The organism is Halosolutus gelatinilyticus, assembly GCF_023028105.1.
Classification (GTDB): Archaea; Halobacteriota; Halobacteria; order Halobacteriales; family Natrialbaceae; genus Halosolutus; species Halosolutus gelatinilyticus.
In genome coordinates this window covers 895054-909324 of sequence record NZ_CP095491.1, presented here as the reverse complement: position 1 = coordinate 909324, position 14271 = coordinate 895054, and the positions used below count along the sequence as shown (strand labels likewise).

12 protein-coding genes and 1 tRNA gene are annotated in these 14271 nt (G+C 65.4%); 3 read left to right on the top strand and 10 right to left on the bottom strand.

Translation table 11 applies throughout. The features are described 5' to 3' along the window. Positions 1 to 232: 232 nt before the first annotated feature. Entirely contained in the window at positions 233 to 1588 is a 1356-nt protein-coding gene (gene glnA / locus MUH00_RS04595) for a type I glutamate--ammonia ligase (RefSeq protein WP_247002587.1), read from the bottom strand. A 126-nt stretch (positions 1589 to 1714) separates the two neighbouring features. Between glnA and lrp the strand changes: the two genes are divergently transcribed. Next, complete coding sequence (gene lrp, locus MUH00_RS04590) at positions 1715 to 2176, top strand: HTH-type transcriptional regulator Lrp (RefSeq protein WP_247002586.1); 462 nt, start codon at positions 1715 to 1717, stop codon at positions 2174 to 2176. A 167-nt stretch (positions 2177 to 2343) separates the two neighbouring features. Here the strand turns inward: lrp and MUH00_RS04585 are convergent, their stop codons facing one another. The 3 genes from MUH00_RS04585 to thsB form a co-directional block, all read right to left on the bottom strand. Then, the gene (locus MUH00_RS04585; protein WP_247002585.1) at positions 2344 to 4287 is read right to left on the bottom strand and encodes an ABC transporter ATP-binding protein; all 1944 of its coding nucleotides are present in this window, start codon (positions 4285 to 4287) and stop codon (positions 2344 to 2346) included. Positions 4288 to 4546: 259 nt separating this feature from the next. Beyond that, complete coding sequence (locus MUH00_RS04580) at positions 4547 to 4687, bottom strand: hypothetical protein (protein ID WP_247002584.1); 141 nt, start codon at positions 4685 to 4687, stop codon at positions 4547 to 4549. 386 nt (positions 4688 to 5073) lie between these two features. Next, positions 5074 to 6729: a thermosome subunit beta gene (gene thsB / locus MUH00_RS04575; RefSeq protein WP_247004079.1), complete on the bottom strand. Its 1656-nt coding sequence runs from the start codon at positions 6727 to 6729 to the stop codon at positions 5074 to 5076. A gap of 338 nt (positions 6730 to 7067) precedes the next feature. Between thsB and MUH00_RS04570 the strand changes: the two genes are divergently transcribed. Next, entirely contained in the window at positions 7068 to 7997 is a 930-nt protein-coding gene (locus tag MUH00_RS04570; RefSeq protein WP_247002583.1) for an NAD-dependent epimerase/dehydratase family protein, read from the top strand. 263 nt (positions 7998 to 8260) lie between these two features. After that, positions 8261 to 9304: a pentapeptide repeat-containing protein gene (locus MUH00_RS04565; protein ID WP_247002582.1), complete on the top strand. Its 1044-nt coding sequence runs from the start codon at positions 8261 to 8263 to the stop codon at positions 9302 to 9304. A gap of 471 nt (positions 9305 to 9775) precedes the next feature. Here MUH00_RS04565 and MUH00_RS04560 read toward each other — a convergent pair. From MUH00_RS04560 to citZ, 6 genes are all read right to left on the bottom strand, one after another. Continuing rightward, a tRNA-Ser gene (locus tag MUH00_RS04560) sits at positions 9776 to 9856 on the bottom strand. Between the two features lie 70 nt (positions 9857 to 9926). Then, positions 9927 to 10199, bottom strand: a complete 273-nt coding sequence (locus tag MUH00_RS04555) for a DUF7981 family protein (protein WP_247002581.1) — start codon at positions 10197 to 10199, stop codon at positions 9927 to 9929. A gap of 5 nt (positions 10200 to 10204) precedes the next feature. Next, a complete protein-coding gene (locus MUH00_RS04550) occupies positions 10205 to 10585 on the bottom strand; it encodes a Rid family detoxifying hydrolase (RefSeq protein ID WP_247002580.1) in 381 nt (126 codons plus the stop codon). A gap of 213 nt (positions 10586 to 10798) precedes the next feature. Next, positions 10799 to 12010 (bottom strand): threonine ammonia-lyase, encoded by a 1212-nt coding sequence (ilvA, locus tag MUH00_RS04545; RefSeq protein ID WP_247002579.1) that lies wholly within the window; start codon positions 12008 to 12010, stop codon positions 10799 to 10801. Between the two features lie 254 nt (positions 12011 to 12264). Continuing rightward, positions 12265 to 12711, bottom strand: coding sequence for a gamma-glutamylcyclotransferase family protein (locus tag MUH00_RS04540; protein WP_247002578.1), 447 nt, complete (start codon positions 12709 to 12711; stop codon positions 12265 to 12267). A 268-nt stretch (positions 12712 to 12979) separates the two neighbouring features. Beyond that, positions 12980 to 14128 (bottom strand): citrate synthase, encoded by a 1149-nt coding sequence (citZ, locus tag MUH00_RS04535; RefSeq protein WP_247002577.1) that lies wholly within the window; start codon positions 14126 to 14128, stop codon positions 12980 to 12982. Between the last annotated feature and the right edge of the window lie 143 nt (positions 14129 to 14271).

Below are 14271 nucleotides of genomic sequence, written 5' to 3'. Positions count from 1 at the left end.
AGACGTCCCTCGACGCGCGTTCTGCGGGGCCGTCTTCGATCAGCACCCCGTCTCGTCGCGCAATCGGACGCCGACCACCGGACGACGCTCGCAGTCGGGAATCCGTTCGCGCTGTCGACGAACCGCGTTCACGGCTGGCGACGATCGTGTGCACGGCCGGCGAACGAGCGGCGGGGCGGAGAGCCGCAAAAAGGTGCGTCTCGTGCGTTCTCTCGGGATCGATCGCGCCGGATTAGAACGTTTCGAGGTAGCGGTCGAGCTCCCACTGAGAGACGTCGACGAGGTAGTCCTGGAACTCCGCGCGCTTGGCTTCCACGAACTTCGGACCGATGTGCTCGCCCAGTGCGGCGTAGATGGCCTCGTCCGCCTCGAGGGCGTCGACCGCTTCGCCGAGATTGGTCGGCAGCGTGTCGATGCCGTAGTCCTCGCGTTTCCGCTCGTCGAACTCGTAGATGTTCTCGCGGACCGGATCGGGCGCTTCGAGTCCGTCCTCGATGCCGTCGAGGCCGGCGTGGATCATGACCGCGATCGCGAGGTAGGGGTTACACGACGGATCCGGTGAGCGCAGTTCGACGCGCGAGGCCGCGGGGACGCGCGCGGCCGGCTTGCGGATCAGCGCCGATCGGTTGCGGTCGGACCAGGCGACGTAGACGGGCGCCTCGTAGCCCGGCACCAGCCGTTTGTAGCTGTTGACTGTCGGGTTGGCGACGGCCGTGATCGCCGGCGCGTGTTCGAGGATCCCCGCGAGGAAGGACTTCGCCGTCCCCGAGAGGTCGAACTCGTCGTCGTCGTCGTGGAAGGCGTTCTCGCCGTCGTCGGTGAACAGCGAGATGTGAGTGTGCATCCCCGAGCCGTTGATCTGCGGGATCGGCTTCGGCATGAACGTCGCGTGGTAATCGTGCTGGGCGGCGATCGCGCGGACGACGGTGCGGAATGTGGCGACGTTGTCGGCGGTCGCGAGGGCGTCGTCGTAGGTGAAGTTGATCTCGTGTTGGCCTTCGGCGACCTCGTGGTGGCTCGCCTCGACTTCGAAGCCCATGTCCTCGAGGCCGTAGATGATGTCGCGGCGGACGTCCGAGGCGAGATCCTTGGGCGCGAGGTCGAAGTAGCCGCCGGCGTCGTTGGTCTCGGTCGTCGCGCGCCCCTCCTCGTCCTCCTCGAACAGGAAGAACTCGGGTTCGGGCGCGGCATTGACCGTGTATCCCATTTCGTCGGCGCGATCCAGGGCCCGCTTGAGGATGTAGCGTGGGTCGCCCTCGAACGGCTCGCCCGTGGAGGTGTTGTAGACGTCGCAGATCATCCGCGCCGAGGCGCCGTCGTCGTGGTTTCTCCACGGAAGGATCGCGAACGTTTCTGGGTCGGGCACGAGGCGCATGTCCGACTCCTGAATCCGCACGAAGCCCTCGATCGACGATCCGTCGAAGTAAATCCCCTCGGCGAACGCCTTCTCGGCCTGCCGGGCCGGCACCGAGACGTTCTTGACCGTACCCAGAATGTCGGTAAACTGCAGACGAAGGAAGCTGATATCTTTCTCTTCGATTTCGTCTAGAACGGCCCGCTCGGCCTCAGTAATGTTTCCGCTTGTCATCTTTCTTGTCGTGCTATCCAAGTATCTCGCCTACTAAAACCCTACTGCTCCAAGCAATTCTTCGGTCTCTCGTCTGTAATTGGATATTCGTAAACTTCTAAAGGGAGGAACGAGTGGGTTAGCGTGATGACGTACGAAAATCTCGATGCAAAGTTAGTGAATGCACTTCTCGGCGACGGGCGGGCGAGCCTTCGGAGCCTCGCCGAGGAACTCGACGTGTCGGTGACGACCGTCTCGAATCACCTCTCAGATCTGGAAGAAGACGGCGTGATCGAAGGGTACACGCCGCGCGTGGACTACGATTCGGTCGGGTACGACGTCACCGCCGTCATCCAGTTGCAGGTGGAGGGGAACGCCCTGCCGGACATCACGGATACGCTCCGCGACCACCGACAGATGACGAGCGTCTACGAGGTTACCGGCGACTACGACGTGATCGCGATCGGCAAGTTCAAGGACACGGACGGGATGAACGACCAGATCAAACAGTTGCTGACCGATCCCGACATCAAGGCCTCGAACACCAGCGTCGTCCTCAACGCCGTCAGCGAGAACGAGCAGTTCGAACTCGAAGTCCACGATACCTGAGTCGGTGCGTCGATCGGACAGTTTTGGCGTCCGGCGATCGCGGGTCCTGTGGTCGCCGCCACCGAAATTGGCGAGCGCCAGCTGCCGTCATCGGCCCCGACGAGCTCCTGGTGTCAGCTTCGATCGGCGGCGGCGTGGGCGCAGCAATCGCCATCGGCGCCGTCGGGTCAATTCGAGTCGGCGAGCGCCTCGGCCGCCGCCTCGCGATCGCCGGCCTGGGCCATCCACAGCGCCGCGTACCGATCGCCACGCTCAAGTAACTCCTCGTGGATCCCCCGTTCGACGATCCGCCCGTCTTCGAGGACGAGGATCTCGTCGGCGTCCTTGACCGTCGAGAGGCGGTGGGCGATCGCCAGGGTCGTCCGGTCCTCGGTCAGCCGGTCGATCGATCGCTGGATCTGGAGTTCGGTCTTGGTGTCCACCGCGCTCGTCGCCTCGTCTAAGATCAGCACCGGTGGATCTGCGAGGACGGCCCGCGCGAGGGCGATCCGCTGGCGCTGTCCGCCCGACAGCTTGACGCCGCGTTCACCTACGCGCGTGTCGTACCCCTCGGGAAGGTCAGCGATGAAATCGTGCGCCTGCGCCGCCGTCGCCGCCTCGCGGACGGCCTCGTCAGACGCCTCAAAGTGACCGTACCGGACGTTGTCGGCGATCGTCCCGTCGAACAGGAACGTGTCCTGGCTGACGTAACCGACCGCCGACCGGAGGTCCGAGCGCGCGAGGTCGCGCACGTCGTGGCCGTCGAGTCGGACCGTCCCCTCTTGTACGTCGTACAACCGAAGCAGGAGCTTGCAGACGGTGGACTTGCCCGCGCCGGTCGGGCCGACGAAGGCGATCGTCTCGCCCGGTTCGGCGTCGAACGTCACGGCGTCGACGACGGGTCCGTCGAACGACGCCTCGCCGTCGGATTCCGCACCGGTGTCCGTCCGTGCACCCTCGGCGTCCGCGTAGCTAAAGGAGACGTCCTCGTAGGAGACTCGCCCTTCGACGGGTGTGATATTGACTGGGTCCGCCGGGTCGTCGACGTGGACGGGAATGTCCATCAGGCCGAAGACGCGCTCGCTCGAGGCTCTGGCGTTCTCGTACTGGTCGACGATGTTCGAGACTTCGGCGAGCGGGTCGACGATCCGCTGAGTCAGAAAGAGGAAGACGACGAAGTCGCCGACGGAGAGCGCCCCGGTCAGCGGCCCCGGCGCGGCGTCGGCCGCGAGCCAGAGGCCGCCGACGAGAAACGTGGCGACGAACGCCAGCCCCGCGAGTAGTTCCATCCCCGGCCGGTAGATGTAGCTCAGTTTGAGGACGTCCATCGTCCGATCGAACAGGTTTCGAGAGGCGTCGGCGACGCGCTCGGTCTCGAACGCCTCGCTCGAGGTGGTCTTCGTCAGGTTCATGCCCGCGATCGCGTTCTCGAGGCGGGTGTTCAGCCGGCCGACGGCCGATCGCTGGCGGACGTACCGGGGTTCGGCGATCCGCATGAACCAGATCGTGAAGGCGACCATCGCCGGCACCGCGACCAGCGTGACGAACGCCAGTTGCCAGTTCAGGTAGAAGAGCACGCCAGCGATTCCGACGGTCATCACGATCAGTCGCGCCGAGTTCATCAGCGCGTCGTCGAGGAACCGCTCTAGGTTCTGCGTGTCGTTGTTCAGCACGGCCATGACCTCGCCGGTCTGCTTGTCGTCGAAGAAGGTCATGTCGAGTCGCTGCATCTTCTCGAAGCAGTCCACCCGGACGGCGTGCATCACGCCGTGGGCGAACAGGTTGGCCGTGACCCCGTAGATCCAGGTGAAGACGGTTATACAGACGAACGCGGCGGCGATCGCGACCACTGCGAACTCGAACTGCGCCGACTCGGTCGCGGGGAGCCAGACGTCCGGGACGAGCGGCAGCGAGAACTCCCCGTCCCCACCCTCCGAAAAGATCGCGTCGATGGCCGTGCCCAACAGTAGGGGCGGCACCAGGCTCGCCATCCGCGCGACGAAGTTGGCGGCCATGCCGACCGAGAACCAACCTAGCCGTCCGGGTGCGTACTCCCGGAACAGTCGCGCGAGCGGTCGATCGACCGCCTCGCGATACTCGTCGAACGGCGTCTCCGTCGCGTCGGCGCTCACGGTCGCTCGATACCGTTTCGAAACGTAAACGGGGCACGGTTTCGATCGGGTCGGGACGTGCGCCAGCGCGGGTTCGATCGCCCGGAGACAGCCACACCGCGATACCGGTTGTGTCAGTGACGACAAGACAGAGCTATCGGGCGGGCTCTCGTGGCGGACCACCGAGAAGGGATTTCTCTACCTCGGGATGAGCGTCTGCTTTTTCTTTGCAGCGGGGCTCGTCCTCCTCTCGGTTATCTGGCCGAGAACCGATCGTCGCTCACCGATAGAACAGCAGCATCAGGCCGAGCGCGAGCAATAACAACCCCCACCAGAGCGAATCGCCGGGGAGCGCCTTCAGGACGAGCGTGACGATACCCGAGGTGAACAGCGACCAGCCCATCGTGGTTCGCGAGGACATACGCGCCGTACCATCCCCGGCGCAAAAGGACACCGGCTTGCCACGAAACAGAAGAGGATTTGGGAGTCGACGTCTCGATCGCGAGAAGGAAATTGCTCACCGCACGTAGCCGTCCGATCGAGATCAAATCGGCGGTGGATAACCCGTCTGTAGATCGGGTGTCGGCGAGTGAGCGGTTCGGAGAACCCGAACGATGCCGTTCACCGCGAGCGCCGTACGGCGCTCGCGGGCCGACGAGCGACCGTCGGGAGCAGTAGGCTTTCATACTACATTTTGCCGAGGGGCGCCGAAGGCGGCCCGCAGAGCAAAGTTTCGTTTTACATCGCGGGTCACTTCGTTCCCCGCTCGTATTCGGAGGTTCTCGGTCTACGACCTCCGAACCTCCCTTACATCATGCCGCCCATGCCGCCGCCCATGCCGCCCATGCCGCCGGCGCCGGGCGCGCCGCCCTCTTCGTCGTCGCCCTTGTCGGTCGACAGATCGCCGGCGGAGATGATGTCGTCGATCTTGAGGACGAGGTTGGCGGCTTCGGCCGCGGAGGTGACCGCCTGCTCCTTGGCGTGGGCCGGTTCGACGACGCCGGCGTCGAAGGTGTCGACGACGCCGCCGGAGAAGACGTTCAGCCCGGCGCGGACGTCGCTCTCGTCGTGGGCCGCACGCAGGTCGACGAGCGTGTCGATCGAGTCGAGGCCGGCGTTCTCGGCGAGCACGCGCGGAACGAGTTCGAGCGAGTCGGCGAACGCCTCGACGGCCAGCTGCTCGCGGCCGGAGACGGAGTCGGCGTAGTCGCGCAGGCGCGAGGCGAGTTCGACCTCGATCGCGCCGCCGCCGGCGAGGACGCGGCCGTCGGAGACGGTCTGAGCGACGACGTCGAGCGCGTCCTCGACGCCGCGTTCGAGTTCGTCGACGACGTGGTCGGTCGAGCCGCGCAGCAGAAGGGTGACGCCGTGGGCGTCCTCGCCCTCGACGTAGAACAGTTCGTCCTCGTCGTCGCGGGTGACGTCACCGAAGCCGAGGTCGTCCTCGGTCGCGCTCTGGAGGTCGGAGACGATGCTCGCGCCGACGACCTCCTTCAGGAACTCGAGGTCGGACTTCTTGGCGCGGCGGACGGCGAGGATGCCCTCCTTCGCGAGGTAGTGCTGGGCGAGGTCGTCGATGCCCTTCTGGCAGAAGACGACGTCGGCGCCGAGCTCGGCGATCTTGTCGACCTTCTCGCGGAGCTGTTTCTCCTCGCGGTCGAGGAACTTCTGGAGTTGATCGGGGTCGGTGACGGAGACCTCGGTGTCGACGTCGGCCTCGTCGACCTCGATCGGGGCGTTCAGCAGCAGGATGTTCGCGTCCTCTGCCGAGTCGGGCATGTTGTCGTGGACGGGATCCTTGTCCACGATGCCACCCTCGAGGAGGTCGGACTCGCCGGCGCCGCGGCCGGTCTGGGTCTCGATGTTGAGGAACTCGAGGTCGACGACGTTGTTGCCCTCGTCGTCCTCGACGGTGACCTGGCGGACGGCCTCGACGATCAGTTCGGCGAGGTACTCCTTGTTGACCTCGGTGCCCTTGCCGGTCATCGAGGTCTCGGCGACCGAGCGCAGGAGGCCCTCGTCCTCCGTGTCGACGTCCTCGGCGATGTTGTCGATCTCCTCGCGGGCCTGCTCGCTGGCGAGGTGGAAGCCCTTGATGATCGCCGTCGGGTGGATCTCCTGCTCGAGGAGGTCCTCGGCGTTCTTCAGGAGTTCACCGGCGATCGCGACGGCCGTCGTGGTGCCGTCGCCGGCCTCGTCCTCCTGTGTCTCGGCGACCTCGATGATCATCTCGGCCGTCGGGTTGTCGATGTCCATCTCCTGAAGGATGGTGACGCCGTCGTTGGTGATCGTCACCGATCCCATGGAGTCGACGAGCATCTTGTCCATCCCTTTCGGGCCGAGCGTCGATCGGACGGACTGGGCGACCGCACGGGCCGCGCGGATGTTGTAGTCCTGCGCGTCGCGGTCCTTGACGCGCTGGGAGTCCTCGCTCATTACGATCATCGGCTGTCCCTGCTGCATTCGCTGGCTCATAGTCGAGCGGGTGATTGATTGTGGTTCCACATAAAAATTTCGTTACGGTCCTCCGCCGAAGCGATCACGGAGCTGCGATCGGTGACCGAAAACCGCACCAGTGCGATCCGATCGTCGGCGATCGGTCCGGTTCATCACCGACATCCTTCCTAACGTGTTGATCGTCCACACGGATCTTTTATATATTAGTGGCGGTCCGGACCGGGTGACGGCCGGTCGTCCGCAGGACGATCGGTTCGGGAACGATCGTCGGTTCGGTCCGCGGCGTCCCGACGGTCGCCGAGAGAGACCACAGTGATTAACCGTCAGTCCGCGAATCGGCAGCTATGCGACGTTCGAACCGACGCGTTCTCGTAACGGGCGGCGGCGGATTCATCGGCTCACACCTCGCGGAGCGACTGCTCGACGACGGCGCCGACGTGACCGTCGTCGACGACTTTTCGGCCGGGGACCGCGATCGGATTCCGGACGCGGCTCGCGTCGTCGAGGCCGATCTCACCGAGCCGGACGCGCTCGACGGCGTCCTCTCCGACGCGGAGCTCGTCTTCCACCTCGCCGCGTCGAAGCGCGTCGACACCGATCGCCCCCACGGGCAGTTCGCCGACAACACGCGGATGACGCGCAACATCTTGGAGGCGATGGCCGACGCCGACGTGACCGAGATCGCGTACACTTCCTCGTCGACCGTCTACGGCGAGGCGCCGCGACCCACGCCGGAGGACTACGCGCCGCTGGAACCGATCAGCGCCTACGGGGCGAGCAAACTGGCCGACGAGGGGCTGCTCTCGGCGCGAGCGCACAGCCACGATCTGACCGTCTGGAACTTCCGGTTCGCGAACGTCGTCGGCCCCCGCCTGCGGGGCGCGGTGATCCCCGACTTCATCGAAAAGCTTCGGGACGACCCCGAGGCGCTCACCATCCTCGGGAACGGTCGTCAGGAGAAGTCCTACCTCCACGTCGAGGACTGCCTGGACGCGATGCGTTACGCGATCGAGCGCGCCGACGACGCGATGAACACCTACAACCTCGGGACGCGCACGACGACCTCGGTCGATCGGATCGCCGCGATCGTCGCCGACGAACTCGACCTGGACCCCGACTTCGAGTATACCGGCGGCGATCGGGGCTGGACCGGCGACGTGCCGAAGATGCGCCTCTCGATCGAGAAGCTCTCTGCGCTCGGCTGGGAACCCGCGATGTCGAGCGACGAGGCGGTGCGGCGAGCGACCCGAGAACTGATCGCCGAACTGAGCTGACCGCGGACCGCTGCGGCTCGATCGGGCCGCGGCGGCTCCGATCGGCGATCGACCGGTCGCCGCGACTCGAGGGCGCACTCGAACCGGTTCTTCGGTCGCGGAGGGCGTTCAGATCGTCGCCGCAAAGCAGCGGACGCTCGTCGCGACCGACATCTTTTTGGCCAGCCTAAAAATTGCTCGGCAATGAGACGACTTCCGCGTGTGGCCCTGTCGCAGCACAGTTCAGGCACTACCGTTAGGCATCGGCCGCCGCTACGGTTCCTATGTCCGAGAATCGCTGCGGCCACGTCGCAAACATCAGCGGCATCAGCGAGAAGGGGTCGGTCTGCTGCTGGCGGCCCGCGTGGGGCGAGGGCGATCGCTGCATCTGGCACACCGAGCGGACGGTTCCGACGACCGCGTACGAACAGCACCGTCCGGAAGACGGCGAACGACTCGACGGCGCGGACTTTCGTCGGGCGCCGCTGAGCGAGACGGATCTGCTCGCCGGGTGTTCGCTCGTCGACGCCGACTTCACGGAAGCGACGCTCGACCACGCGGATCTCTCCCGGACGGACCTCCGCCGGGCGACGTTCCGAGACGTCGATGCCCACGGGACGTCGTTCCGCGAAGCCAACCTCCACGACGCGGTGTTCGTCTTCGCCGACCTCCGCAGCGCGGACTTTCGCGGGGCGCGGCTCTATCGATCCGGATTGACCGACGTCAGGATCAACCTCGACACGGCGTTCGACGAGCAGCCGGTCTACGAGGAGGAGTTCACACAGGAGGCGAGCACCGACGAAACCACCGCACGCGCCGAATCCGCGCGCTGGGTCTATCGAGAACTCCAGCGGCTCTACGAGGAGAACGCGTTCCCCGAACGCGTTTCGGAGTACTACATCCGGGAAATGGATCTGCGGCGACGACAGGCGTGGCACCTCGGGAATTATCTCCACGCGCTCAAACTCGCCGGTTCCCGGTGGATCATGCGCTACGGGACGAGCCCCTGGCGCGTCCTGACGACGTCGCTCGTCCTGATTCTCCTCTGTGCCGTCCTCTACCCGCTCACCGGCGGCATCCAGGAGGTGGGAACCGACAGCGCGGTGACCTACCAGATCGAGGATCCGACCGAGACGCCGGCGAACGTCCTCCTTCGGGCCTTCTTCAAGGGCCTCTACTTCAGCGTCATCACCTTCGCCACGCTCGGCTACGGCGACATCCAGCCGGTCGGCAGTTTGGCGCGGGCGATCGCCGGGGTCGAGACGATGCTGGGCTCGCTGCTGATGGCGCTGCTGGTGTTCGTGCTCACGCGCAGCGTTCGGTTCTAGAACGGCAGCGGCATCGCTTTTCGAGACGGACCGCGACGATCGACTTCGCGATCGCAGCGAAGGCGCGGTTGCCGAAGCGGTTGAACGCGGGCGAGTAGCGTGTCTTGGTGTCCGGCGATCGCAACCGGTACGCGGCCCCTACTCGCCGCACCGCGGTCGGTAGCTCCCCCGTTACGATAGTCGATCCCGGCGGAGTCGTCGCCGGGGACTGGATTCCGATGGCCGATCGCTACGAACTTGTGGTGTGTCAGGACGGACTGCTCGAGGTGCGCGATCCAGACGATCCCGATCGGTGGATCAAGACCGACAGCCCCGTCGAGATCAGGCGATAACGAGTCGGGTTGCTGGTAGTCGCCCCCGGTCCGTTCGATTGCTTCGAAACGGGACGGCTTATTCGTTGACTCGTCTGGTCCACTTCCGAACGTTGGTATACTGTAGCCATTTGGCCGTCGAACGTTGAGAATCCAAAAACGCCAGGACTGGGATTTGAACCCAGAATCCCAAAGGGAACACGCTTTCCAGGCGTGCGCCTTACCGTTCGGCCATCCTGGCTCACCTCATCCTTACCGCGTCCCTCGTTTAACTCTTACTTTTACCGTCGGCACCGTCGTGCGGTTCGGGGTCAGTCGTCACGCGATCGATCGGTCGCCCACCTCGCAACGTGACTCTCGAGGAAGTAGGTCCCGGTCGCGGCTCCGATCCCCACCAGCAGGGCGATCGCGATCCCCTGAACGATCGTCACCGGCGGCGCGATGAACAGGGCGTACCCCTGGAGGAGCACGAGGAACGTCAGGGTGCCGACGGTGCCCCACAGGAGCGCGGATTTGTGACGGGGTACGAGGCCGCCGCCTGACTCGCCGCCGTTCGCCGCGGTCGTCGAGCGATCGGCGGTCACGCCGGTCACTCGATCGAGGCGACGGCTTCGATCTCGACGCCGACGCCTTTCGGGAGGGCGGCGACCTCGACGGCGCTGCGAGCCGGCGGTTCGTCGCCGAAGTAGTTGGCGTAGGCCTCGTTCATCGCCTCGAAGTCGTCGATGTCGTCGAGGAAGACGGTCACCTTCAGGATGTCCGCGGACGTCGCGCCGGCCTCGTCGAGAACGGCGTCGAGGTTGTACAGCGCCTGTTCGGTCTGGTGTTCGATCGGCTCGTCGTCGAGCAGTTCGCCGTCGGCGGTCAGGGGAATCTGGCCGGCGGTGAACACTAGCGAGCCGTCGCTGGTCGCCTGGCTGTACGCGCCGACTGCAGCGGGCGCGTCGTCAGTTTCGATGATGCGTTTCATGGTATAGCTCTCTTCCCGACGCGGCTTAAAAGCGGGCGAAATCGGCTCGGTTTCGGTGCCCGATCAGCCCTGATCGATCGATCGCGGACCGAGCCTCCGTCCAGCGTCGTACAGCGGAACCCCACGGACGACCGAGAGGCGAACTCCGTCGATCGCGAGGGGACGACTATCGCGATCGCGAAGAACCCGTTTCGATGGGCTGCGAGGTCGAGATCAGACCAGAACGTCGACCTCGTATCCCGCGCTCCGCAGATCCGCGAGGAAGGTATCGACGTGCTCCGGCCCGCGCATCTCGAGTTCGATCTCGACTTCGGTGTCGCTCATCTCGACCTCGCGGGAGGTCCGATCGTGGTGGATCGCGTATATGTTGGCCTGGTGGACGGTGAATATCTCGAGCAGGTCCTCGAGCGCGCCCGGCTGATCCTTCAGCACCGTCCGGATCTTGAGGTAGCGGCCCGTCTCAACGAGCCCGCGGACGATGACGTTCGTGAGCGTGTTGAGGTCGATATTGCCGCCACAGAGCGCGGGGACGATCGTTTCGTCCGCCTCGAAGTCGAACTTCTCGAAGAGGACGGCGGCCAGCGGCACCGCGCCCGCTCCTTCGACGAGGGTCTTCGAGCGTTCGAGCAGGTACACGAGGGCGACCGCGATCTCCGGGTCGGAGACGGTGACGACCTCGTCGACGCGCTCCCGGATGATCTCGAACGTCCGCTCGCCGAGGCTGCGGGTCGCGATCCCGTCGGCGATCGTCTCGACGCCGCCGAGCGAGACGCGCTCCCCTTTATCGAGCGACGCCGCGGCGCTGGAAGCGCCCTCGGCCTGGACGCCGATCACGCGCACGTCCGGCTGGAGTTCCTTGATCGCGGTCGCGATCCCGCTGATGAGGCCGCCGCCGCCGATCGGCACCACGACCGTCTCGACCTCGGGGCAGTCTTCCAGGATCTCGAGGCCGATCGTTCCCTGGCCGGCCATCACGTACTCGTCGTCGAAGGCGTGGACGTACGTGCGGTTGTCCTCGCGTTCGATCTCGTGAGCGCGATCGGCGGCTTCGTCGTAGTCGGCGCCGTCGAGGACGACCTCGGCGCCGTAGCTCTGGGTGGCCTCGACCTTCGAGTTGGGCGCGTGCTTCGGCATGACGATCTTCGCGTCGACGCCGACGCGAGTCGCGGCGAGTGCGACGCCCTGGGCGTGGTTGCCCGCGCTCGCGGTGACGACGCCGGCGTCCTTCTCCGCGTCCGAGAGCGTCGCGATCCGGTTCGTCGCGCCGCGGATCTTGAACGCGCCGGTGCGCTGGAAGTTTTCCAGCTTCAGGCGGACGTCTGCGCCGGTCAGCTTCGAATACGTGTGCGAGTACTCGAGCGGCGTGTGGCGAGCCGTTTCCCGTACACGTTCACGAGCGTCGAGAATGTCCGAGAGTTCGAGCATACGCCCGACTACTCGGTGCGTCGGGTAAGTATTGTCGGGGAGCCGCCCGAGAGCCGGCCGCGTGGGCGTTGGAACTCCCCCGACGGAACATGCTGCCGGAGGCAGCACGACAGGGAATACAGGGAATGCACGGCGTGTGACGTGCGACTGGAGAGGGGAGCGCAGACCATATAAATGTCATGGACCCGGACCGGAAGTGAAATCGCAAGCCTGCATCGGGGTCTATCTGATGTCTGACGCTCGACAGACGCGCGTCATTCGTTACGCTCTCGCACGATCTCCGCCGACGAGAGCGCCGATCGAACCCGCTCTCGAAGCGGACCGTTGCCGGGCCAGTCGACGTTGACGCGCAGTCGATCGGGATCGCCCACGTACGTCCAGACCGGCGCCGACGCGTCCTCTCGCGGTACCGCCACTCGAACGTAGAGGCCACGGTCGACGCCCTCGTACCGATCGAGCCGTTCGAGGCCGGATTCGTCGACCGCGAGCAGCCGCCCGTCGACGCTTCCGCCGGGTGCCAGCGTCGGATACCGGCCGTCGACGCGGCGAAGCCCGTCGAGCCTCGCGGACCCGACGAACCTCCAGGGCGTCTCGACTGCGGGGCCGAGAACGCCCTCGACCCGCGTCGGATCGGTCAGCGTTCCGTAGACGAAGACGAGTTCGGGCGGCCGATCGGACGCGGGTGGTGAACGGTCGCGCATAGGTGACGGCGGACGAGTGATACGTGCCACTCGTGTTTCCCCCTGAGGACACAAAACGCTTATACAACTACGTCGGCGCAGCTGCCACGAAACCGGGAGTACGCCCCGACGATCGCCGCCCTGACGGATCTGATTTTGATCGCCTCTCTCACCACCATCGCCCTCGCCGAGTCGATCGCCGATCCCGACGAAAACCATCCCCGAAGAGACGGTACAGGGCCGAATCGGAATCGATCGCAGAAATCGATAGTATGAGCCGCCGGGCCGCTTACCGGTCTTCGATCGGGACGAACTCCTGATCCTCGGGGCCGGTGTACTGCGCACGCGGTCGGATGAGGCGATTGTCCTCCTGATACTCGAGAACGTGGCCGACCCAGCCGCCGACGCGGCTCATCGCGAAGATGGGCGTGTACATGTCGATCGGGATGCCGAGCTGGTAGTAGACCGAGCCGGAGTAGAAGTCGACGTTCGGGGCGATTCCCTTCTCGACGAGGCCCTTCTCGTCGGTGAGGTACCCCTCGATCGTCGTCGTGATGTCGTACCACTTGGAGTCGCCGGTTTCGGCGAGCTCCTCGCTGCGCTCCTGGAGGATCTTCGCCCGCGGGTCCTTGACGTTGTAGACGCGGTGGCCGAAGCCGGGGATGCGCCGGCCCTCCTCGGTCGCCTGCTCGACCCAGTCGCGGGGATCGAGATCGCTCTCGTCGATCTCCATGAGGACCTCCATCACGTCCTGATTCGCGCCGCCATGGAGCGGCCCGGAGAGGGCGCAGACGCCGCCGGTCACGGCGCTGTAGATGTCGGCCATTGTCGAGCCGATGACCATCGAAGTGAACGTCGAGGCGTTCAGGCCGTGGTCGGCGTGCAGGATCAGCGCCTGGTCGAACGTCTCCGCGGCGACGTCGTCCGGCTCGTCGCCGGTCAGCATGTAGAGGAAGTTCGCCGCCAGTCCCAGGTCGGGGTGCGGATCGACCGGCTCCTCGCCCAGCCGGTAGCGCTCGAAGGCCGCGAGCGCGGTCGGGACCTTGGCCGCGATCCGCCGTCCCTTCCTGAGGCTCGCCCCGAGGTCGTCGGGTTCGGCGTCGACCTCCGGCTCGTAGGCCGAAAACATCGAGACCGCAGTGCGCAACGCGGCCATCGGCTGCTCGTCGGCGTCGGCGAGTCGCTCCATCGTGGCGAGGACGTCGTCGTGGACCCGCCGTTCCTCGTTGATGGACTCGGTGAACGCCGCCAACTCGTCTTCGTTCGGAAGGTGTCCGTGCCAGAGGAGGTACACGACTTCCTCGTAGCTCGCGCCTCGAGCGAGGTCGTCGATCGTGTACCCGCGGTAGATCAGCCGACCTTCGTCGCCGTCGATCGAGCTGAGTTCCGACTCTGCGACCAGGACACCCTCCAGCCCTTTCTTGAGGTCGTCAGCCATAGAGGAGGTTTCGCAGCCCCATGGAAAAGTATTGTCGTTTGTCCGCTGTCAGAGCCGAACAGTGATGATATGGTGGTTTCCGAGCGACATGTTCGGACGGCTCGTCCCGGGCAGGCGGATTTAAATTGACATCTGTAAACAGG